17 protein-coding genes are annotated in these 20,905 nt (G+C 42.6%); 12 read left to right on the top strand and 5 right to left on the bottom strand.

Annotated elements, in window-relative coordinates:
- Nucleotides 1-37: 37 nt before the first annotated feature.
- Nucleotides 38-2,521: a ribonuclease R gene (gene rnr, locus AOG26_RS02250; protein WP_054561024.1), complete on the top strand. Its 2,484-nt coding sequence runs from the start codon at nucleotides 38-40 to the stop codon at nucleotides 2,519-2,521.
- Entirely contained in the window at nucleotides 2,518-3,264 is a 747-nt protein-coding gene (rlmB, locus tag AOG26_RS02245; RefSeq protein WP_054561023.1) for a 23S rRNA (guanosine(2251)-2'-O)-methyltransferase RlmB, read from the top strand. Before rnr ends, rlmB begins: the two co-directional genes overlap by 4 nt.
- A 69-nt stretch (nucleotides 3,265-3,333) precedes the next feature.
- On the opposite strand, the gene AOG26_RS02240 is transcribed toward rlmB, so the two are convergent.
- Complete coding sequence (locus AOG26_RS02240; protein WP_054561022.1) at nucleotides 3,334-4,260, bottom strand: manganese-dependent inorganic pyrophosphatase; 927 nt, start codon at nucleotides 4,258-4,260, stop codon at nucleotides 3,334-3,336.
- 151 nt (nucleotides 4,261-4,411) lie between these two features.
- Here AOG26_RS02240 and AOG26_RS02235 point away from each other — a divergent pair, with 151 nt between their 5' ends.
- The 5 genes from AOG26_RS02235 to AOG26_RS02215 all read left to right on the top strand — a co-directional run bounded on the left by AOG26_RS02235 (nucleotide 4,412) and on the right by AOG26_RS02215 (nucleotide 11,552).
- Complete coding sequence (locus AOG26_RS02235) at nucleotides 4,412-4,903, top strand: hypothetical protein (protein WP_200907851.1); 492 nt, start codon at nucleotides 4,412-4,414, stop codon at nucleotides 4,901-4,903.
- Nucleotides 4,904-4,914: 11 nt separating this feature from the next.
- Nucleotides 4,915-5,724 (top strand): bifunctional DNA-formamidopyrimidine glycosylase/DNA-(apurinic or apyrimidinic site) lyase, encoded by an 810-nt coding sequence (gene mutM, locus AOG26_RS02230; RefSeq protein ID WP_054561020.1) that lies wholly within the window; start codon nucleotides 4,915-4,917, stop codon nucleotides 5,722-5,724.
- 74 nt (nucleotides 5,725-5,798) lie between these two features.
- Nucleotides 5,799-7,025: an efflux RND transporter periplasmic adaptor subunit gene (locus AOG26_RS02225; RefSeq protein WP_082401547.1), complete on the top strand. Its 1,227-nt coding sequence runs from the start codon at nucleotides 5,799-5,801 to the stop codon at nucleotides 7,023-7,025.
- A 2-nt stretch (nucleotides 7,026-7,027) separates the two neighbouring features.
- The gene (locus AOG26_RS02220) at nucleotides 7,028-10,162 is read left to right on the top strand and encodes an efflux RND transporter permease subunit (RefSeq protein WP_054561019.1); all 3,135 of its coding nucleotides are present in this window, start codon (nucleotides 7,028-7,030) and stop codon (nucleotides 10,160-10,162) included.
- The gene (locus tag AOG26_RS02215) at nucleotides 10,155-11,552 is read left to right on the top strand and encodes an efflux transporter outer membrane subunit (RefSeq protein WP_054561018.1); all 1,398 of its coding nucleotides are present in this window, start codon (nucleotides 10,155-10,157) and stop codon (nucleotides 11,550-11,552) included. Before AOG26_RS02220 ends, AOG26_RS02215 begins: the two co-directional genes overlap by 8 nt.
- A 34-nt stretch (nucleotides 11,553-11,586) precedes the next feature.
- Here the strand turns inward: AOG26_RS02215 and AOG26_RS02210 are convergent, their stop codons facing one another.
- Genes AOG26_RS02210 through AOG26_RS02195 form a run of 4 tightly spaced genes read right to left on the bottom strand, consistent with a single transcriptional unit; the run spans nucleotide 11,587 to nucleotide 15,145 of the window.
- The gene (locus AOG26_RS02210; protein ID WP_054552700.1) at nucleotides 11,587-12,075 is read right to left on the bottom strand and encodes a DUF3299 domain-containing protein; all 489 of its coding nucleotides are present in this window, start codon (nucleotides 12,073-12,075) and stop codon (nucleotides 11,587-11,589) included.
- 8 nt (nucleotides 12,076-12,083) lie between these two features.
- A complete protein-coding gene (locus AOG26_RS02205; RefSeq protein WP_054561017.1) occupies nucleotides 12,084-13,370 on the bottom strand; it encodes an ABC transporter permease in 1,287 nt (428 codons plus the stop codon).
- A complete protein-coding gene (locus AOG26_RS02200; protein WP_054561016.1) occupies nucleotides 13,357-14,055 on the bottom strand; it encodes an ABC transporter ATP-binding protein in 699 nt (232 codons plus the stop codon). Before AOG26_RS02200 ends, AOG26_RS02205 begins: the two co-directional genes overlap by 14 nt.
- Nucleotides 14,056-14,071: 16 nt before the next feature.
- The gene (locus tag AOG26_RS02195) at nucleotides 14,072-15,145 is read right to left on the bottom strand and encodes a CDP-glycerol glycerophosphotransferase family protein (protein ID WP_235575455.1); all 1,074 of its coding nucleotides are present in this window, start codon (nucleotides 15,143-15,145) and stop codon (nucleotides 14,072-14,074) included.
- Nucleotides 15,146-15,362: 217 nt separating this feature from the next.
- On the opposite strand from AOG26_RS02195, the gene AOG26_RS02190 reads away from it, so the two are divergent.
- The 5 genes from AOG26_RS02190 (at nucleotide 15,363) to AOG26_RS02170 (ending at nucleotide 20,831) form a co-directional block, all read left to right on the top strand.
- Complete coding sequence (locus AOG26_RS02190) at nucleotides 15,363-16,469, top strand: phosphoribosylaminoimidazolesuccinocarboxamide synthase (RefSeq protein WP_054561015.1); 1,107 nt, start codon at nucleotides 15,363-15,365, stop codon at nucleotides 16,467-16,469.
- Between the two features lie 167 nt (nucleotides 16,470-16,636).
- Nucleotides 16,637-17,287: a methylamine utilization protein gene (locus AOG26_RS02185; protein ID WP_054561014.1), complete on the top strand. Its 651-nt coding sequence runs from the start codon at nucleotides 16,637-16,639 to the stop codon at nucleotides 17,285-17,287.
- Nucleotides 17,277-19,592, top strand: coding sequence for a bifunctional diguanylate cyclase/phosphodiesterase (locus AOG26_RS02180; RefSeq protein ID WP_054561013.1), 2,316 nt, complete (start codon nucleotides 17,277-17,279; stop codon nucleotides 19,590-19,592). Before AOG26_RS02185 ends, AOG26_RS02180 begins: the two co-directional genes overlap by 11 nt.
- Nucleotides 19,579-20,412, top strand: a complete 834-nt coding sequence (locus AOG26_RS02175) for a DUF3034 family protein (protein ID WP_054561012.1) — start codon at nucleotides 19,579-19,581, stop codon at nucleotides 20,410-20,412. Before AOG26_RS02180 ends, AOG26_RS02175 begins: the two co-directional genes overlap by 14 nt.
- Complete coding sequence (locus tag AOG26_RS02170) at nucleotides 20,412-20,831, top strand: group I truncated hemoglobin (protein ID WP_054561011.1); 420 nt, start codon at nucleotides 20,412-20,414, stop codon at nucleotides 20,829-20,831. Before AOG26_RS02175 ends, AOG26_RS02170 begins: the two co-directional genes overlap by 1 nt.
- Nucleotides 20,832-20,905 lie beyond the last annotated feature (74 nt).

The raw sequence follows: 20,905 nt of genomic DNA, 5'->3' as shown, positions 1-20,905 counted from the left end.
GTTAAAATAACAACATAACCAACTAACAAGATAGTGAATGTCAAAACAGGATCCCAATCTCAGTCGAGAACAAGAAAAGTACGAAAACCCCGTCCCTAGCCGTGAGTTTATACTTACTCACTTAGAATCTCGCGCCAAACCAGCAAACTTCACACAACTTTGTGACGAATTACATGTGAATGATACAGAGCGTCAAATTGCGTTCAAACGTCGTTTACGTGCTATGGAACGCGATGGTCAACTGTATTTCAATAAGTTTAAATGCTACGCATTGATTGATGAATCTGGGCTAGTTAAAGGCAAGGTCATTGGTCATCGTGACGGATTCGGCTTTTTAGAAGTTGAAGGTGAGAGTAAAGATTGGTTTATCGCAAAGCACCAAATGAATATGGTGTTGCACGGTGACATTGTGCTTGCTAAAGGCAATCGCAAAGGCTCAAGTGGCAAATGCGATGCACGCATCATTAAGGTATTAACCAATGAACGTGCACCGATTGTTGGCCGCTATTTTGTTGAGCATGGTATTGCAGTTGTTGTGGCTGAAGACCCACGCATAACGCAAGATATTATGATACTACCGGGTAGTGAAAATGGCGCGCGCCACAACCAAATGGTGCAAGTGCAAATTACCCAAAACCCAAGCCGACATATGAATGCGGTAGGCAAAGTCACTGAGGTACTGGGTGAGCACTTAGCACCGGGTATGGAAATTGAAGTTGCACTACGCAATCACGATATTCCCCACGTTTGGCCAGAAGCGGTTGAAAAGCAAATTGCTCATTTAGGTGAGTTTGTTGATGAACAAGCAAAGCAAGGTCGCGTTGATTTACGTGACTTACCGCTAGTTACAATCGACGGTGAAGATGCCCGTGACTTTGACGATGCAGTTTATTGTGAGCGCAAACCATCAGGTGGTTGGCGTTTATGGGTGGCCATTGCCGATGTGTCGCACTACGTAGGAATGAACACGCCTCTGAATAAAGAAGCGATTGAACGTGGTAACTCAGTATACTTCCCTGAGCAAGTTATTCCGATGCTGCCAAAAGTGCTATCGAATGGCTTGTGCTCATTGAACCCAGAAGTTGACCGTTTATGTATGGTTGCTGAGATGACGGTGTCAGAAGCGGGTAAGTTGTCTGGGTATAAATTTTACGAAGCGGTGATGAATTCACACGCTCGTTTTACTTACACCAAAGTGAATGCGATTTTACAAGGCGATGAAAAGCTACGTGAAGAGTACGCTAAAATGGTGCCACATTTAACTGACTTACAGCAAATGTACATGGCACTTAAAGCTGCTCGCCAAGAGCGTGGTGCGATTGAGTTTGAAACCTTAGAAACGCGCTTTGTGTTTAATGCACATCGTAAGATTGAATCAATTGTGCCTGTGGTTCGCAATGATGCGCACAAACTTATCGAAGAGTGCATGATTTTAGCGAACGTATCGGCAGCCCGATTATTAGAAAAGCACGAGGCGAGTGCGCTTTATCGTGTGCATGATGAGCCTGATGCTGAAAAGCTTGGTTTCTTCAGAAACTTTTTATCAGAGCTTGGTATCGAAACTGCGATTTCTGATGAGCCAACACCAAAAGAAATAACGCAAGTGTTAGCTAAATTAGGCGACCGCCCAGAAGCTGAGCTTATTCAAACCATGTTGCTCCGTTCAATGAAGCAAGCGGTTTATCAGCCAGATAACATTGGCCACTTTGGTTTAGCTTTACCAGCCTATGCCCACTTTACATCGCCAATTCGTCGTTACCCTGATTTAGTGGTGCACCGTGCAATTAAAGCGGTACTTAAAGCGCAAGGTCAGCAAACATCGGGTGAGTATGCCTACACTGATGACGAAGTTGATATTTTAGGTGAGCAGTGTTCAACCACTGAACGCCGTGCTGATGATGCGACTCGCGAAGTAGCAGATTGGCTGAAATGTGAATTTATGCAAGACCATGTTGGTGACGAATTTGGTGGGGTGATCTCATCGGTAACTAACTTTGGTTTATTTGTACGCTTAGACGATTTACAAATCGACGGCATGATCCATGTAACTAACCTGGGCAATGAGTACTTCCATTACGATGGTGCTAAGCATTGCTTAATTGGTGAACAAACTCACACCGTTTATCGTTTAGGCGATAAACTAACGGTTCAGGTGTCATCTGTCAGTCTTGACGAGCGACGCATAAACTTAGTGTTAGCAGGTGAAGCGCAACAAGACCGTTATGCGCGTCGTCGTGGCCGTAGTGCCCCTGCAAAACCAAGTGTTCGTGCCCAGCTTAAAGCAGGTAAAATTCCTGGTAAAAAAGCGCAGTCAGGCAGCTTTGAGGCAAAATCAGGCGACAAAGAGAATGAAAAACGTGGCATGTCTTCATCTTCTAAAGGGCGTAAAAAGCCTAATAGTAAACAAGCTGATGCTGTAAAAGCCGGCAAAAAGAAGAGTAAGAAAAAAGCCACCAAAAAGGCAAAAAGACCGGGTAAGAATGCCCGTAAACGTAATGGCCGAGGAGCAAATAATACGTGAGTAATGAATTAATTTTTGGTTTTCACTCAGTTGAAGCAATATTAGCAAAAGAGCCTGAGCGCTTTTTAGAAATATACGCTTTAAAAGGGCGTGAAGATAAACGTTTAAACCCGGTTATTGACCAAGCACGTAAATTCGGTATTTCTGTACAATTTATGCAGCGTAAAGCGCTTGATAATAAAGCAAATGGTGAGCAGCACCAAGGCATTATCGCTAATGTAAAAGCGGCGCGCATGTATAACGAAAAAGATCTAGATGAGATCATTGCCCGTGAAGAAACGCCTTTCTTACTGGTACTTGATGGTATTACTGATCCACATAACTTAGGTGCCTGTTTACGTAGTGCAGATGCTGCGGGCGTGCACGCGATAATCGTTCCTAAAGATAAGTCTGCAAAACTGAACGGCACAGCGCGCAAAGTAGCATGCGGTGCAGCAGAAACAGTGCCATTAGTTCAAGTAACCAATCTTGCGCGTACGTTACGTGAAATTAAAGATGCTGGCGTTTGGGTTGTCGGCACTGCCGGTGAAACAGATACTGAGTTATTTGATGCAAACCTAACAGGGCCAATGGCTGTTGTTATGGGGGCTGAAGGGGATGGTATGCGCCGCCTTACTCGTGAGCATTGTGATTTATTAGTTAAAATCCCAATGGCTGGTTCGGTATCTAGTTTAAATGTGTCAGTTGCGACCGGTATTTGTTTATTTGAAGTGTTACGTCAGCGTAATGCAACGCAAATCTAACTACCGCGAAAATTTCAGACACAAAAAAAGCCGATGTAACATCGGCTTTTTTGTATCTAACAGTTCTGATTAGATTTTTGCAAAAGCGTCTTGTAGTGGTGGTACAACTTGCTTCTTACGGCTTAATACGCCATCTAACCATACGCGACCGTCTTCTGATTTAACATCATAGGCAGCTTCGATTACTGATACGTCATCAGACGCAATTAGCATTTCAGAGCCTTCTTTCATGATATCGGTTAACAGGAGTAATACTGAGTGGCGACCGCCTTCTTCTTTAAGCTTTGCGATGTCAGCTTCAAGGTCTGGTTTGATCTCATCAAATACAGCAAGGTCGATAACTTCTAGCTGGCCAATACCTACTAGCTTACCGTTCATGTTGAAGTCTTTGAAATCACGCATTACTAAATCACGTGCAGGGGTGCCTTCAACTGCTGATTTAACCTTGAACATTTCCATGCCAAGTTCTTTGAAATCTTCTATGCCAGCGATTTCAGCAAGTGCTTCAACACATTTGATGTCAGCTGTTGTACACGTTGGTGATTTAAAGATTACAGTGTCGCTTAAGATTGCGCATAACATGATGCCTGCGATATCTTTTGGAATCTCTACGTTGTAGAAGTCATACATCATTTTGATGATAGTGTTTGAACAACCCACTGGGCGGATCCAACACTCAAGTGGTGTTGATGATGTTAAATCGCCTAATTTGTGGTGATCAACAACACCTACAACACGTGCTTCATCGATGTCATCAGGTGCTTGTGTTTTTTCTGTGTGGTCAACGATATAAACGTCTTCGCCTGCGTAGCTAAGTTTTAGCTCAGGTGCTTCGAAACCGAATTTATCTAGGATAAATTGTGTTTCAGGTGATACTTCACCTAAACGCGTCGGGATCGCAGGTTCATTGATCTGGTTTTTTAAGTAAGCAAGCGCAATTGCACCGCAAATTGAATCTGAATCAGGGATCTTATGACCCACTACATACATTGACATTGACGGAACTCCTTTAAATTTGGCGGATATTTTAGCAAAGTATCGACAGATTGATACATAACAGACATGAAATTTTGTTGATCAATTACAACTGCCAATTAATGTCCTTTTTGGTTACACTTTAAGATATTGAAAACTGAGGAAGATACTGATGCGCTTGAGCCGAAAAGCATGGAATAATGTGGTGATTATTTCGATGCTATTGATGATTTTTTTCTTCAATGGCCTACATAAAAAGCTCAATACACAGCCCGTTGAAGAAGGAATACAAGCATTACTCCCAGAGCAAAGCTTCATTTTAGCAATGGCATTTCCAGAATTAAAAATCGAGCGTATCGGCACCTCTTGGCGTAGCCAATCACTGCAAGAAACCACATGGCAAGGTGATGAGCAGCAGCTCGAACAACTCGTTGAACTTTGGCAACATCAAAAACTGACTATTGCCAGTCTCCCTGTTAGTAAAATTTCACAGACATCGGCTGATTATGTTGCCTCCGTGTGGCTAGCCGGGGAGCAGTTGCCAGCGGTGTATCAGTTGTACAACATAGATCAGCAATACTATTTATTAGATAAGCGGTTACAACGAGTATTTGAGCTTGAACAAGCTGATGCTGCTAAGTTATTTCCGTTATACCCGTTTTAAGAGAGTCACAGATGCCTGAATTACCAGAAGTTGAAGTTAGCCGTTTGGGAATAACGCCGCATGTGCTTAACCAAACAGTGACCAAAGTAAATATTCATAACGCCAGTATGCGTTGGCCTGTGCCTGATGATGTATATCAATTACAAGGACTTAAAGTTACTTCAGTGGAGCGTAGAGCAAAATATTTATTACTCGGTTGTGAGCTGGGTAGTGTTATTTTGCATTTAGGAATGTCGGGCAACTTACGAGTTGTGAGCGCAGATGAGCCATTAAAAAAGCACGACCATATCGAATTTATTTTAGCCACAGGTAAAGCGCTAAGACTCAACGACGCGCGTCGCTTTGGTGCCTGCTTATGGCAAGCACCAGGCGAATGTCATACCTTGCTAACCAAGCTTGGACCGGAGCCTCTTACCGATGAGTTTGCTGCAAAGCGTGTTTACGAACAGTCTAGAAATAAAAAAGTACCAATTAAACAGTTTATTATGGATAACGCTGTGGTAGTTGGTGTAGGTAATATCTATGCCAATGAGTCGTTATTTAAGGCCGGAATTCACCCGAAACGAGAAGCCGGCAAGGTGTCTTTAAAGCGTTATCAGCAATTAGTGCCTATTATTAAAGAAACACTTGCTGCGGCTATCACGCAAGGCGGCACAACATTAAAAGATTTTGCTCAAAGTGATGGTAAGCCCGGTTATTTTGCCCAGCAATTACTAGTTTATGGTCGCAAAGGTGAGCCATGTGTAACGTGTAAAGAGCCATTAAAAGAAATTAGATTAGGGCAAAGAAGCACTGTGTACTGCTCTAATTGTCAAAAATAACAAAGAATCCCTCATCTATGTAGTATTGCAACAGATAGCAAGATAGAGACAGGCTTAAGGAATGAGAAGGTTGTATGCTATTAAACAAATACGTCATAGGGTGCGTGTGCTTAGCGGCACTGGTGGGTTGTTCTAAAGAGCAACCTCAAGTTATCGTTGAGGAAGTGGTTACCGCTGAGGTTAAGCAGTTTGATGTGCCGCTGTATGGGAATTACGTGGCGCGTACAGACGCATCACTTGATGTTGAAGTACGCGCACGGATCACCGGCTTTGTACAAAGTGTTGAATTTGTTGAAGGTAGTTGGGTAAACGAAGGTGATTTACTCTACACCATTGATGATAGACCCTACCGAGCTAAGCTTAATCGCGTTAAAGCCGCACTACAAAAAGACCAAGCAGCGCTGGCAAAAGCAAAGCGCGATGTTACTCGTTTAAAACCCCTCTACGAGCAAGATGCAGCAAGTCAGCTCGACTACGACAATGCAATTTCTATCCAAGAGCAAGCGCAAGCGTCATTATCAGCAACCCAAGCAGAACTTGAAGAAACCAAGCTCGATTTAGAATATACCCGCATTACGGCGCCAATTAGTGGCATGGTTGGTAGCTCTGAAGCCGATCTCGGTGCTTTGGTTGGCAGTAATGGTATTTCACTCCTTACCACCATTCAGCAAATAGACCCTATTTTCGTTAATTTTAATATGTCGGCACTTGATTATTTGAATGCCAAGCGACGTATGACCAGCATGATGGAGAAGCTACAAGCCGAGCAACAAGGCAAGGCGCTAGAAGGCTTTGTACGTATTTCTTTGCCTGATGGCAGTGAGTATCGATATTGGGGTGATGTGAGTTTCACCGACCCTAAAATTAGCCCGAAAACGGGCACCTTTAAAGTAAGAGCAAAGCTGCCTAACCCTAATAGTGAGCTATTACCTGGGCAATATACAAAAGCACGGATTAAATTATCCGAATTGAAAGATGCCATTGTCGTCCCTGAAGAAGCTACACAAGTTGAGCAGGGCGGTATTTATGTAATGGTGGTACTTGATTCAGGTGAGATAGAGCGGCGCTTTATTGTTGTTGAGCATTACGGTGAACAAGGAATTGTTGCTAGCGGTGGCTTGTGTGCGGGTGAGCAAGTGGTGGTGAAAGGTTTGCATCGCATTCGTCATGGTCAGCAAGTAAAAGCGATTTCGTTAGCCGAGTTTGAAAAACGCCGATTAACGCCAAACACGGGCACTACTCCACTGGCGCCAGATAAACCAAGCAAACAAGATGATGAAAAAAATCAGCAGGGAGCTTAGCTATGTTTTCGCATTTTTTTATCAAGCGTCCAGTGTTTGCTATCGTTATTTCGTTAGTTATTTTACTCACAGGCTTGGTCTCGCTCTTTACCCTACCCATTGATCAATACCCAGATATTGCTCCGCCGTCGGTTAAAGTGTCTGCTTCATTCCCCGGCGCAACGGCAGAGACCGCATCTGAGTCGGTAGCCATTCCTCTTGAGCAAGAATTAAATGGCACACCGAATATGTTGTATATGGAGTCAAAGGCAACTAACTCTGGCAGTGTTGGGATCACACTCACCTTTGATGTTGGCACCGACCCAGATCTCGCCCTTGTTGATGTTCAAAACACCGCAAGCCAAGCAGGCAGTAATTTACCTGTTGATGTGCAAACTGAAGGGGTGAATGTCTCTAATGAAAGTTCCGTTGAGCTGTTGAAACTGGCACTGACCTCTGATGACCCACGCTATGACGAAATCTATTTGAGTAACTACGCTAGCATCAATGTAGAGGCGGCTTTAAAGCGTGTTCCGGGGGTTGGCAAAGTGCGAAACACCGGCTCGCGTTCATATGCTATGCGGGTCTGGTTAAAGCCTGATATTTTAGCGGGCTACGAGTTAACCGTGAATGATGTGACCGCAGCAATCAAAGCACAAAATAAAGAGGCCGCTGCTGGGGAGATTGGCGCTCAGCCAATGAGCGATGCAATTAAGCTTAACTTTCCGGTACGAGCACAAGGTCGGCTTAATAAGGTGGATGAGTTTAATAACATTATGCTGCGAGTGAATAGTGATGGCTCGATGATCCGTTTGCGAGATGTTGCAAGGGTTGAGTTGGCGTCGTCAGCGTACACTTTAAATTCAAAACTAAATGAACAGCCCGCCACTATTTTGCAGGTTTATATGTTACCAGGCTCTAATGCATTAGCGGTTACAGAGCGCGTTAAGGCTGAGATGGATCGCCTGAGCGCAGCTTTTCCGAAGGGTGTGAAATGGCAGTTATTTTATGATGCCTCTGAGTTCATCAAGCTGTCGATTAATGAGGTGATCAATACCCTTATTCAAGCGCTTATCTTAGTGATTTTAGTGGTGTATTTATTTTTGCAAAACTGGCGAACAACTTTAATACCCGCTTTGGCTGTGCCAGTGTCGATAGTGGGTACCTTTATCGCCTTGGCTGCATTTGGATTTACCATAAACAATGTCAGTTTATTGGCTATGGTATTGGCAATCGGCATCGTCGTTGATGATGCGATTGTTGTAGTCGAAAGTGTTGAGCGACTGATCAATGAGCAAAATATGGAGGTCGTTGCTGCTACTAAGCAAGCGATGACAGAGCTTTCTGGCGCCATAGTGGCAACCTCTTTAGTACTGGCAGCGGTGTTTGTGCCGGTGTCATTTTTAGCCGGTATTACGGGCATTATGTACCGAGAGTTTGCGATTGCAATTACCGTTGCGGTACTCATTTCGACCCTAGTTGCGCTAACCTTGAGCCCTGCTTTATGTGCGATTTTCTTAAAACCTAGCGCCCCATCAAAGATTAAGATTTTTAATAAATTTAATAACTGGCTTGAAAGTGTTGGCGAAAAATACACTTGGCTTGTAAAGGCATGCTCTGAAAAAGCAAAACGTAGTTATATTGGCTTTTTTATAATGATAGGTGGCTGTTACTTTGTGTTTAGCCAATTACCAAGTAGCTTTATGCCGCAAGAAGATCAAGGACGCTTTTTTGTTGATATTACCTTGCCAGATGCGGCAACGGTCTCACGTACCAATGAGGTGATAAGTAAAGCTAACCAATTTGTTATGAGCCATGCTGGGGTGGCTTATTCATTCACGCTAGCGGGTGAAAACCGCCGTGCTGGTAGTGCGCAATCACATGGTCAAATGGAGGTGATTTTAAAGCCTTGGCAAGTGCGTGCAGAGCAAGGTTTTACGGTCACAAGTGTGATGAATGATATACGTAAGCAGCTCTACGCCATTCCCGATGCTGAATTTAATGTGTTTCAGCCATCGGCTGTGGCGGGGCTTGGTTCGGGCTCTGGTGTTGAGTTTGCGCTGCAAGAAAAAACAGGGGGCAACTTAACGAGTCTGGTTGAATCGCTCGAGGTACTGCTGGCAAATTTAAATAACCGCCCTGAAGTTGCTAAAGCAAGTAGCTCACTGCGTGGCTCAGTACCCCAGCTGTTTTTGGAATTAGATAGAGAAAAAGCCATGGCATTAGAGGTGCCGATTGCTGATGTTTACAGCACAATGAAAGTGCTTACTGGCTCATCAACAATTAATGACTTTAATTTATTTGGTCGCGTTTATCGGGTTAAAGTTCAGGCTGAAGATGAATTTAGGGCACGCCCTGAAAACCTCAACGAATTTTATGTGCGTTCAAAAAATGGCGCAATGGTGCCATCAAATGTGCTTGCTAAGCTAAATTTAACAACCGGTCCGTCTGCAATAAATCGCTTTAATATGTTTACCAGTGCCATGGTGAATGTATCGCCAGCTGAAGGCTATGCATCGGGTGATGTAATTAACGTAATTAAAGAAGAAATGGCAAAACTACCGCCTAACCTTGGCTATGAATGGACAGGATTAACCTATCAAGAAATTCGCTCATCGGGTCAGCTAAGTATCGCTATCAGCCTTGCTATTGTGTTTGTATTTTTATTTTTAGCGGCGCTCTATGAAAGTTGGAGTTTGCCGTTTGCTGTACTACTAATAAGCCCGATTGCTATGTTGGGAGCCTCTGTATTGACCTTTGTGACGGGGCATGAAAACAATTTATTCTTTCAAGTCGCCTTTATTGCCTTGATTGGCCTTGCGGCAAAGAACTCAATTTTGATTGTTGAGGTGGCAAATCAGCTTTATCAGGAGGGGATGGATGCCGCTGATGCAGCAATAGAAGCCGCCCGTTCTCGCTTTCGGCCTATATTAATGACTGCAGCCTCTTTTGTGCTTGGTGTATTGCCGTTAGTACTTGCTTCTGGCCCCGGAGCGGTTGGTCGACAGTCAGTATCTATGCCTATTTTAGGGGGGATGTTACTGGCAAGCTCTATCGGCATAATATTAGTGCCGCTGTTTTTTATTACCGCTGCACGCTTTGTAAAAAAACAGCAAACACCGGCCTCTAAAGTAGTAGAGGAGCAAGTCGATGCATAAATTGTTACCAATGCTTTGTTTCTCCTGCATTCAAGGCTGTGCTGTAGGGCCTGATTTTGAAGCACCTGAGCATAGTGAAGTTGCTAATTTTATGGGCGCAACAGCAACGCCACAATCGGAGGCTTTAGCGGGCTGGAAGCAAATTTATAGCGACCCTCATTTGCAAAAGCTGATTAGCCAAGCGCTTCTTAACAACCAAGATATGTTAATTGCGCAATCGAAAATTATTGAAGCGCGAGCTCGGTATCGAATTACGGATGCCGCTTTATGGCCTGATGTGAATGTAGGGCTTACTTCAGAGCGAGAAGAAGAGCTTAATAGCAGCCCAGAAAATACCTTTGATTTAAAAGGTTACTTAAGTTGGGAGCTAGATTTATTTGGTAGTAACCGACGCGCAAGCGAAGCCGCACTGGCAAATTATTATAGCCAAGAGCAAGCAAGAAACGCGTTGCAGCTCGCCTTGATTGCTGATGTTGCTCAGCAGTTTTTTGCCCTCAAAGAAGTTGAAGAGCAATTAAAAATTAGCCTGAGTACGATTAAGCTTCGCGAGAAGGAGCTTGAAATTGCGCGTATTCGTAAAAAAGGCGGTATTATTTCAGGGCTAGAACAGCGCCAAGCCGAGGTTGAATTAGAGTCAGCGAAAGTGAAGATCCCTCCTTTACAGCACAGTGAAAGGCGGATTATTAATCAGTTAAAGTTTTTGATTGGTGATGCCAATGCTGATGTGCAAGGGGGGAATGAGTTATCTGTGCAAACCCTTCCTAAGCAATTACCCACAGGACTACCTAGTGAACTGTTAAAGCGTAGACCAGATGTGCAGCAAGCAATGTATCAATGGCAAGCGGCCATGGCTGAAATTGGGGTCGCAAAAGCGGCCTTATTCCCAAAACTTAAGTTGTATGCCGAATATGGCAGTGAAAGTACTGATTTTAGTGATTTGCTAGCCAGTAATTCGCAGGTTTGGTTGCTGGGCTCAGAGCTTTTAATGCCAATATTTAATATGGGGCGCAATCAGGCAAATTTAACGGTGGCGGAACAACGAGCTTATCAGGCAAGTATTCAATATCAGAAAATAGTGCTGGTGGCACTGCAAGAAGTGAGCAATCAGCTTTCGAACTATCAGTCGGCAGAAAAAAGCTATGATGCGCAAAGAAGCTTGGTGCTCAGTAGCCAAGATTACTATCGCTTAGCACGCCTAAGATATAGCAATGGTGTTGCCAGCTCCCTTGATTTAATGGATGCACAGCGCCAGTTATTTTCGGCAGAAATTGCGTTATCGCAGGCAAAAAATGATCGTCTGCAAAGCCTAGCAACGCTTTATAAAGCCCTTGGTGGCGGGTGGTATGAATTAAGCGAACAGGAACTAGAAAAAGAAAAAGTGGTGGATTAATTTAAAGAGCATGCAAAAACATGCTCTTTAAAACTTATAACTCAAATGGTGCTACACCGACGGCTTTCATTTTATAGCCGACTTGGGCAATTTCACCAGACCAGGTTTCGGTGCTGATAACGCCTGTCACGACAATCGCATCGTAGAGGCTTTCGATTGGTACGCCGTCTTTAATCGTGACATGCACAATTTGGTTTGGCGGCGGTGGTGGTACGTGAATACAGGCACCAAAATAAGGCACCAATAAGAACTCGGTGATCACTTCGCTGTCGCCTTCAAGGGGAACAACAAAACCAGGCAAACTTACTGATTGACCATTAAGTTCTTTTACCACGGGAGCATCAAGGTCTGGTTGCACCCAGTTTTGTTCAGAGCCTTCATGGTTTGCTTGCGCTTGGGTGTCGATTTGGACATGACCTTTTGGAATTAAATCTTCCCAGAAGATTTCTTTAGGTGCGCCAGCATTAGCTCCAGCACACACAACTAATGCGACTAAAGCGACGAATTTTCGAAAAAAAGGCATAACATTCCTTAAATTTTAATACTCATACCATCAGCAAGAGAGTAGAAATACGCGCGAGTTGCGGGAATTAACCCAACAATAAAGCCTGCAACCATTATCGCAGCTAAAAGCATGAGTTCATAGGATGACAATAAGGCTATATTTAGGCTTATTCCGGCATGGCTTTGCAAGTAATCTGCGCCGAGTAGCATTAAAGCATAGAATAATGCGATACCAACAATGCAGCCAAGCCCTGTAATGAGTAATGATTCGACACTGATCAAGGTGAAAATATGCCAAGGTCTTGCGCCAACAGAGCGCAAAATTGCAAGTTCTCTGCGGCGTTGATTGAGGCTTGAAAGCAGGCTCGTTAACATGCCAAGCAAACTGATCAGCACCACGACGATAGAAAATAATAGCAATATTTTTTCAACGATAGAGAGCATTTCCCATAGTTCACGCAAAGTAACCCCCGGCATGATGGCAAGCAGTGCCTCATCTTTGTATTGGTTGATATTACGACGTACTTGTAAGGTATAAAGAGGTGAATCGAAACCAAGTAAAAAAGCGGTTATTTGTTTTGGTGTGCCAACTAAATCAACATCATCATGCTGGTCGTGGTCGTGGTCGTGGTCGTGGTCATTTGCATCAGCCTGAGCGGCTTCATGCTGATGAGCATGACCACCATGAATCGCTTCAATTGCTGCAAGTGGAATATGCAGGGTTTTATCAACAGGCGTGCCCGTTGGATTTAAAATACCGACCACTTTAAATGGGTTATCGTCATGATTATGAAAGCTGGTATTGCCCATGCCGTGCGCAATCACTACTTCGTCACCAAGCTGATAGCCAAGGGTATTGGCAACCTCAGCACCTAATACAACCTCAAATAAGTGATTAAACTCATGACCTTGTGAAAAGCTCAACGACTGCTTTTTAGCAAAGCGATAGTGCTCAAAATAGTCTTTATTTGTACCAAGTACAGCTAAACCTTTATGGCTGTCGCCAAGTGACATAGGAATAGCCCATTTCACACCCCGTTGCCCTGAGATGTATTGGTAACTTTTCCAACTCACGCCATTATTAGCATGACCAATGCGAAATACCGAAGACAGCAGCAACTGGATATCACCGGTACGCGCACCGACAATTAAATCAGTGCCAGAAATTGTATTGCTAAAGCTACTTTTAGCATCAACTCGAACCCGCTCAATCGACATCAATAACATTACGCTGATAGCAATTGTAAATAGGGTGAGTAGGGCGCTGGCCTTTCGGTTTAATAAACTTTTTGTGGCGAGTTTAATGAGTAGCATCTGTGCCTCCTTGTAACTCAACAAGGCTGATACTGCGGGTAAATAGCGTTTGTAATGTTTCATCATGGCTAACAAAAATTAGCGTGCTATTTGCTGCGCTTGCCTGCTCAAATAACAATTTTACGAATGCTTGGCGATTTTGTGTGTCGAGTGCTGAGGTAGGTTCATCTGCAATAATAATTTCAGGGCTGCCAATAAAGGCTCGCGCTGCGGCAACTCTTTGTTGCTGGCCAATACTCAGCTGTGCAACTGCTTGATGCTGCAAGTTATCATTTAGCCCTAAAGCGCTCAGTAAGCGGCTTGCTTCAGCGGCTATTGTTGCACTATTTTTTAATGCGTTTTTTTGCCTTTGCTTTGAAAATTGGCAACCTAAAGTCACATTTTCAATAGGCGATAGATAAGGTAGTAAATTAAAGTTTTGAAAAATATAGCCAATATGGTCGGCACGAAAACGGTCCCGTTTACTATTACTAAGTTGGTTAATCGCTTTACCAAGCAGCTCGATATTGCCCTGTGTTGGCACTGTGACGCCAGCAAGCAATGATAATAACGTTGATTTACCACAACCACTCGGACCGTGAAGAAAAACATGTTCGCCTTGATCAATATCTAGCTTAGTAATATTGATCGTCGGCTCGGGTTGTTTTGCGTGCCATTTAAAAAGCACATTTTCAAGCGTGATCATAACGACCTATGAATTGTTACCATCGCCAGTAATTTAATTTTCTACGCATTTTAAAATTACGAATAAAATTACGTGGTTTCGGCTTAAGTGCAGGATTGCTCAATAGTAATTCATTGCTAGCAGCAAGTACACGTTGACTCGATAAGCCGTCTTGATATGGATGCAGTTGCTGGCAGAAGTGCTCAATTTTCGCCATTAATTCAGCAGGCTGTGTGAAGGCATAATCAATCGCTTCAGTTAGTTTATTGACATCTGTAATATCAATAAGATGTTCGCCAGGTGCTTGATTGCAGAAAGTTACGACAGGCTTTCTTTGTAAGATAAACATAAGCAAAATGGATGAGGTATCACACAGCATGACATCCGCTGCTTGCAACAGCGGTAATACATTATCTGTCTCGACAAAGGTTAGGTTTTCGTTTTGTAGAGCCTTGTATTGTTCAACAAGCTCGCTTGGCATTTTCGGGTGAAATTGCACCAAAATTCGCCACTTTCCTTGCTCACTGTATGCTTTTATTTGTTCGTATAATTTAGGTGCAAGAGACAGGCGTTTTGAAAAAGTCGAACAAATTAAGAGTGTTTTTCTGTTGTCGTCTGGGTTTTTATACGGATTGTTTTCAATCTCACTAAAAAAAGGATCGAGTGTTGGCCAGCCGGTTTCTTTTACTTGAAAAAAGCCATGCTTATTAGCTAAAGCTTGGAAAGGTGCAGTAGTATTTGGACCTTGCGTACAGTACAAATCAAAACAACCTCTAACTTTAAAATGGTCATTTTGGCCTTTGCTATTTAACTTCCCCGCATCAAAGCCATGGAATACACCAACTTTAACGCCAGGTATAAAAGTGGGAATACTATTAGAAGGTGCAAAAAGTACATCGGGTTGCCAATCGTGTATAGCATCAACGCTATCTAAGGTTTGCTCGCTTTCATCAAGAAAATCACGATTTACAGTTTTCCCATGTAAAAACCATTTAACTTCACCACCACGAGCTAAAATCTCCCGTTGCAATGGGCGTAAGATCGCGTACGAATAGTTCTGCGAAATAAACATTAAATATTTTTTTTCTGCGGTAGCTGCTAAGTAATCCAAGAAAACCTCCTATTTCGAGGGCACTAGTATAGCGAAATAATGTTTATGACAGCAAAATTACTGAAAGTTTAAATTTTTATGGTTTTTATTACATCCGCAGGCTGCTGATGATAGTGCAATGATTGAGCTTTCAAAGCGTCTAGATTATTATAGGCGGCCATAACCCCAATCCCATACATGTGCTCACAAGAGCATGCCAAATACTATCGGAGATAGCATGACTAGCTATAAAGTTTTAGACGTAAACGATGATTTACCGATCCGTACTAAAGGTGCGGTACACAGTGGTAAAGTGCGTTCAGTTTATTGGTTAACTGATGAAGACAGCGCTCGTTTAATTAATGACAAAGGTTATCAAGTTCCAAAAGGAACTGAGCTAGCTATTATGGTTATTTCTGACCGTATTTCTGCGTTTGATTGTATTTGGCAAGGTGAAAACGGTTTAAATGGTGTTCCTGGTAAAGGCATCGCGCTAAACTCTGTGGCATCTCATTGGTTTAAGTTATTTGATAAAGCAGGCCTTGCTGGTAACCATATTGTTGATATTCCACACCCTTATGTATGGATTGTGCGTAAAGCAAGTACTGTAAAAGTTGAAGCCATTGCTCGCCAATATATTACTGGCAGTATGTGGCGTGATTATGCGAAAGGCACGCGTAATTTCTGTGGTATTGACTTACCAGAGGGACTAGCTGCGAACCAAAAGCTAGATGAAGTTTTAATTACGCCATCAACGAAAGGCATTATCACAGGTGTTACTGACATTCCTGAAGTAGATGATGTGAACATTACTCGTGAAAACATCACTAATAACCTATCTGTTTTTAACTTCAAGTCTGAAGACGATGTGGCTAAATATGAGCAACTACTTGTTGAAGGCTTTAAGCTGATCAGTGATGAACTTGCGCAGCTTGACCAAATCTTTGTCGATACTAAATTTGAATTTGGTTATGTTGAAGACATTGATGGTTCAGATAAGCTTATCTACATTGATGAAGTAGGCACGCCTGATTCATCACGTATCTGGGATGGCCCAGCTTACCGTGACGGTAAAATCATTGAAAACTCAAAAGAGGGTTTCCGCCAGTTATTAATTAATAACGTGCCAGACAGCGATGTGTTATTAAATAAAGATCGCATGGACGAGCGTGAGCAGCTTGCTAAAGACTACACCTTGCCAGAATCAGTGATGCTTGAAGTGTCTGATACTTACGTTGGCATTGCGAGTAAAATCATTGGTCAAGAAATTACTATTCCAAGCGACCCTCGTAGTGAAGTAATCGCTATTTTAGATAAAGAATACGGCTTAATTAAGCACAATTAATTGCTATTTTTTTAACTTAGATATGCTCTAAGTCAATATTATTAAAGCCAAGTTGGTTTTCTACTAAAACTGCTTGGCTTTTTTCTTGCTTTTCATACCCTCTCTCATTAACTTAAGCTAAGATTAATCTATACTTATTAGCAAACTAGGCTAAGCAAGGTTCAATTATGACGTTTTTTGCGCACTGTGCTCGCACGGTATGTTCTTTTGTAGTTCTGTGCAGCGCAGCAACTGCATTCGCTGCTGATATTTCATTTACCGTTCGTGATCAATTTGGTAAGCCTTTGGCTGATGCTGTAATCGAATTAGAAAATAATGCGAACTTACCGAGCACGCAATTACCCGTTGCTGTGATGGATCAGGTAAATAAGCAGTTTTCACCTAATGTATTGGTGATACAGCAAGGGCAGTCTGTTGATTTTCCTAATAGCGATAATATTCGCCATCATGTTTATTCTTTTTCAAGTGCTAAACCTTTTAATATTAAGCTTTACGCTGACCGTCCAGAAAAGCCTGAGTTGTTTGATAACACCGGGGTTGTAGTCTTAGGCTGTAATATTCACGACTCTATGGTGGGTTATATCTATGTCGCAAATAGCGCTAATACACTAAAAACAGCAGAGGATGGTAAAGTACAATTAAAAGGTATTACTGTTCCAACTAGTATAACGATTTGGCACCCAAACCAAGCAAGTGAAATCAATAAAAAATTATCAGTCACTGTAACTGAGCAAGTCGCTGATATTACAATTAATACGAATGAACCTGCACCGCGTAATACGTTTGGTGAGATGTTTAAGGCAGATAATGATTCATAGTTTAAGAGGGCGGATCATAGCCTTATGCGTAAGCCTGGTTTTATTAACTAGTTTAGTCAGTTTAGCGAGCTCTTGGTGGTCGACAAATCGCTTTAATGATCAAAAGTTGCGTGAAGATATTAATGTCGCTGAAAATGTTTTTAAGCAATATTTAAGCGCAAAAGAGAGCCTGCTATTAACTGCTGCAAAGGTGCTGACCGCAGATTTTGGCTTTAAACAAGCGGTCGCAACTCAAGACGCCGATACCATTAGTAGTGTATTGAATAACCACAGTCGTCGAATAAATGCTGATTTGATGTTGCTTGTGGATTTATCAGGGCAATTGGTCTCAGCAAATACTGAATTTAATCATAGGCCAGATGAGTTTTCTGCATTGATGAATGAATTACTCATTGATGCTGAGCAATCAAATTTCATTGTACTTGATCAAACCCTTTACCAAGTTATTTTACTGCCGGTGCGCGCACCTCGAACTGTTGCCTACAGTTTAGTGGGGTTCGAGATTAACGACCTTGTTGCTGCAGAGCTTAAAAACCTCACCACAATGGATGTGAGTTTTATTGGTGAAGATGATGGTGTGGTAGAGACATCGCTGCCCAAGCAACCACAAAGCACCTCTGTATTAGCGCATTTTAATAACGAGACAACGCAGCGCATATTTGGTGAAAAGCCGGTCTATAGAAACCGCCTGGTTGAACTTCCATCTTTGCCCGGACACCTAGTTTCTGTGCTATTAAGTGCTGATTTAACCCAGAGTTATCGTGAGTTTGAACAGCTGTTTTTCACCATTATTGTGCTTGCTGCTATTACGGTTGTGATAGGCGTATTGACCAGTGGAATCTTAGCTAAAAATCTCACAACACCGCTTTCAAAGCTTACTTTACTTGCGCAGCAATTTGCCCGTGGCAACTATAAAGCTGAATTTGTAGGTAAAAAGCAAAGTAGTGAAATCACCACCTTAATTGATGCCTTTAACAACATGGGTAACGACATTAAAGAGCGTGAACAGCAAATAAGTTTTCAAGCTAGCCATGATTCATTAACTGGCTTTTATACCCGTTCTGCTATGTTAGAAAACATGGAAAACTTGTTTGCCGAAGGGGCTGAGTACACACTGGTTGCTATAGATATCCGCGGCCTTCGCCATATCAATGATAAATTAGGCCCGCGTATTGGCGATGATTGTCTTAAAGCGGTTGCTGAGCGGATTGGTGAATACTCAGCTCATCATAATGGTGTTAATGCTCGGATTGGCGGTGACGAATTTTTAACTTTATTGCCAGCCGATGAAGCGAAACAATTTAAAGATGCGGTAATGAAGTTAGTTGCTCAGTTACAGGCTGGCTACTTAATTCAAGGCTTAAACATTACGTTACGCTTTAGTGTTGGGGTGGTGCATTGCCTTTCGCAAAATGTCAGCCCTGAGGATTTAATGCGTCGCTCGTTAATTGCTGTTGATACCGCATCTTGCGAGCATAAAACTATTCATTATTATCAAGAAGGTGAAGACGAAGAACATCTTGAGCGCCTAGCAATAATTGATGAACTTAAGCAAGCCCTTGTTGATGATGACGGTCAGCTGTTCATGACCTATCAGCCAAAACTAAATATTAAAACTAATAGCATTGATAAAGTTGAGTCGTTAATCCGCTGGCAGCGCAAAGACGGTCAGTGGGTTTCACCAGAACTGTTTATTGATTTAGCAGAGCAATCGGGGGTGATTGTTGAGTTAACTTCTTGGGTTGTTAAAACCGTAGTGTCGCAAGTTGCAGCATGGCAACAGCAAGGTATTACTATGCAGGCTGCAATTAATGTTTCTGCGCAAGATATTGCATACCCAAGCTTTTACTCACACCTTGCTAAACAGCTAGAAAAACATGCTGTTAATGGGCGCTTGATCACAATTGAGCTTACAGAACGCGATATGATTGAGAACGAAGAGCAAGGTATTAAGGCGCTAGAAAACCTCAAAACCTTGGGGGTTAAAATCTCGTTGGATGACTATGGTGTAGGGCAAACATCGCTTGGGCGCTTAAAGTCATTACCGATTGATGAGCTAAAACTTGATAAGTGTTTTATTTTGCAATTAGATCAGTCTCGTCAAGATCAATACATAGTGCAATCTACGGTTACTCTAGGTCATCAGCTGGGCTTTTCGGTTGTTGCTGAAGGGGTTGAGAACAAAAATTCACTGGATATTTTAGTGCAAAATAAATGCGATTATGCACAAGGGTATTATTTAAGTAGGCCACTAAAATCAGAGCAGTTTTTGCAGTGGTTAGAGGTGTACAATGAAGCGTCTTAATTGGTTATTTGGGTTAACTTGCCTTGCTTTTGCAAGTTCAGGGTTAGCTGCATCGGGTAAATTATTAGCAACGCCCGGAGTCTCCCAAGTTGAAGGTAGTGCGGGTGGTGGTATTGTCCCTTGGGCGCAACTTGCAGGCTATGCAAGTGATGATGAAATAGCAATAAATGGTTTTTGCAGCCGTGCAGACGTGAGTGATTACCGCTTAGATGTTTGTGGCGCGCAGCTAAATATTTATGATCGCGTTGAATTTAGTTACGCAGAGCAACGCTTCGAAGTTCCGGCATTAAATACCGATATTGAGCAATCAATTACAGGAGCGAAAGTGCGCTTATACGGCGATATCGTTTACAGTAAATGGCCGCAGCTGAGCTTGGGTGTGCAACATAAATCACTGGATGACGGCAGTATCGCAAACCTACTCGGTGCCAAAGACACCAGCGGTACTGACGTATATCTTGCTGCTAGTAAACTACATTTGGGCGCGCTTGCTGGGTATAACTGGTTTTGGAACACCACCTTTCGTTATAGCGATGCTAATCAGCTTGGCTTGTTAGGCTTTGGCGGCCCTGATAGCGATAAAGAATTGTTATTTGAAGCATCGACAGCTGTGTTTTTAACCCACCAAATAGCCGTTGGTGTTGAGTATCGTGAAAAGTCCAATAACCTAGGCTTAGGGGAGCAAGATTGGCAGGATGTGTTTGTTGCTTGGTTTCCTAATAAGTATGTTAGCGTGACTGCTGCTTGGTTAGACTTAGGAAGTATTGCTGGGGCTAAGGATCAAACAGGTTGGTATCTTTCTGTAACAGGGTATTGGTAATGATGAAAACACTTTTTACATTTGTATTTGCCGTTATGTTAGTTGGTTGTGCAAGTAGCAACAATAGCACCTTGTATCAGCAAATTAATGGCGAACAAGGAGTTGAAAAACTGGTTGATAGTTTTATCAATCAAATAGGCCGTGACGAACAAATTTTAGCTTATTTTAAACAAACGAATGTCGCCCATTTTCGACAAGGCTTTATTACTCATTTGTGTAGCGTCACAGACGGTCCTTGTGAATATAAAGGCGATAATATGGTTGATATCCACACCGGAATGAATATCCCTGAAAAAGACTTTAACCGTGTGGTAGAGCTTTTGATTAATGCTATGGACGAACAACAGATCCCGCAAACGGTACAAAATCAAATCCTTAGCCGCCTAGCACCGCTGCGCCCTGAGGTAATTGATATTTAGCTAATATAAACTTTAATTGTGGGCTGAAACAAAAATGTAATTTATGTACAATAGCTATTGATTTAAGTTATTAA

This window comes from Pseudoalteromonas sp. UCD-33C (genome assembly GCF_001306895.1).
Lineage (GTDB): Bacteria > Pseudomonadota > Gammaproteobacteria > Enterobacterales > Alteromonadaceae > Pseudoalteromonas.
This window is presented reverse-complemented; position numbering and strand designations above follow the sequence as displayed.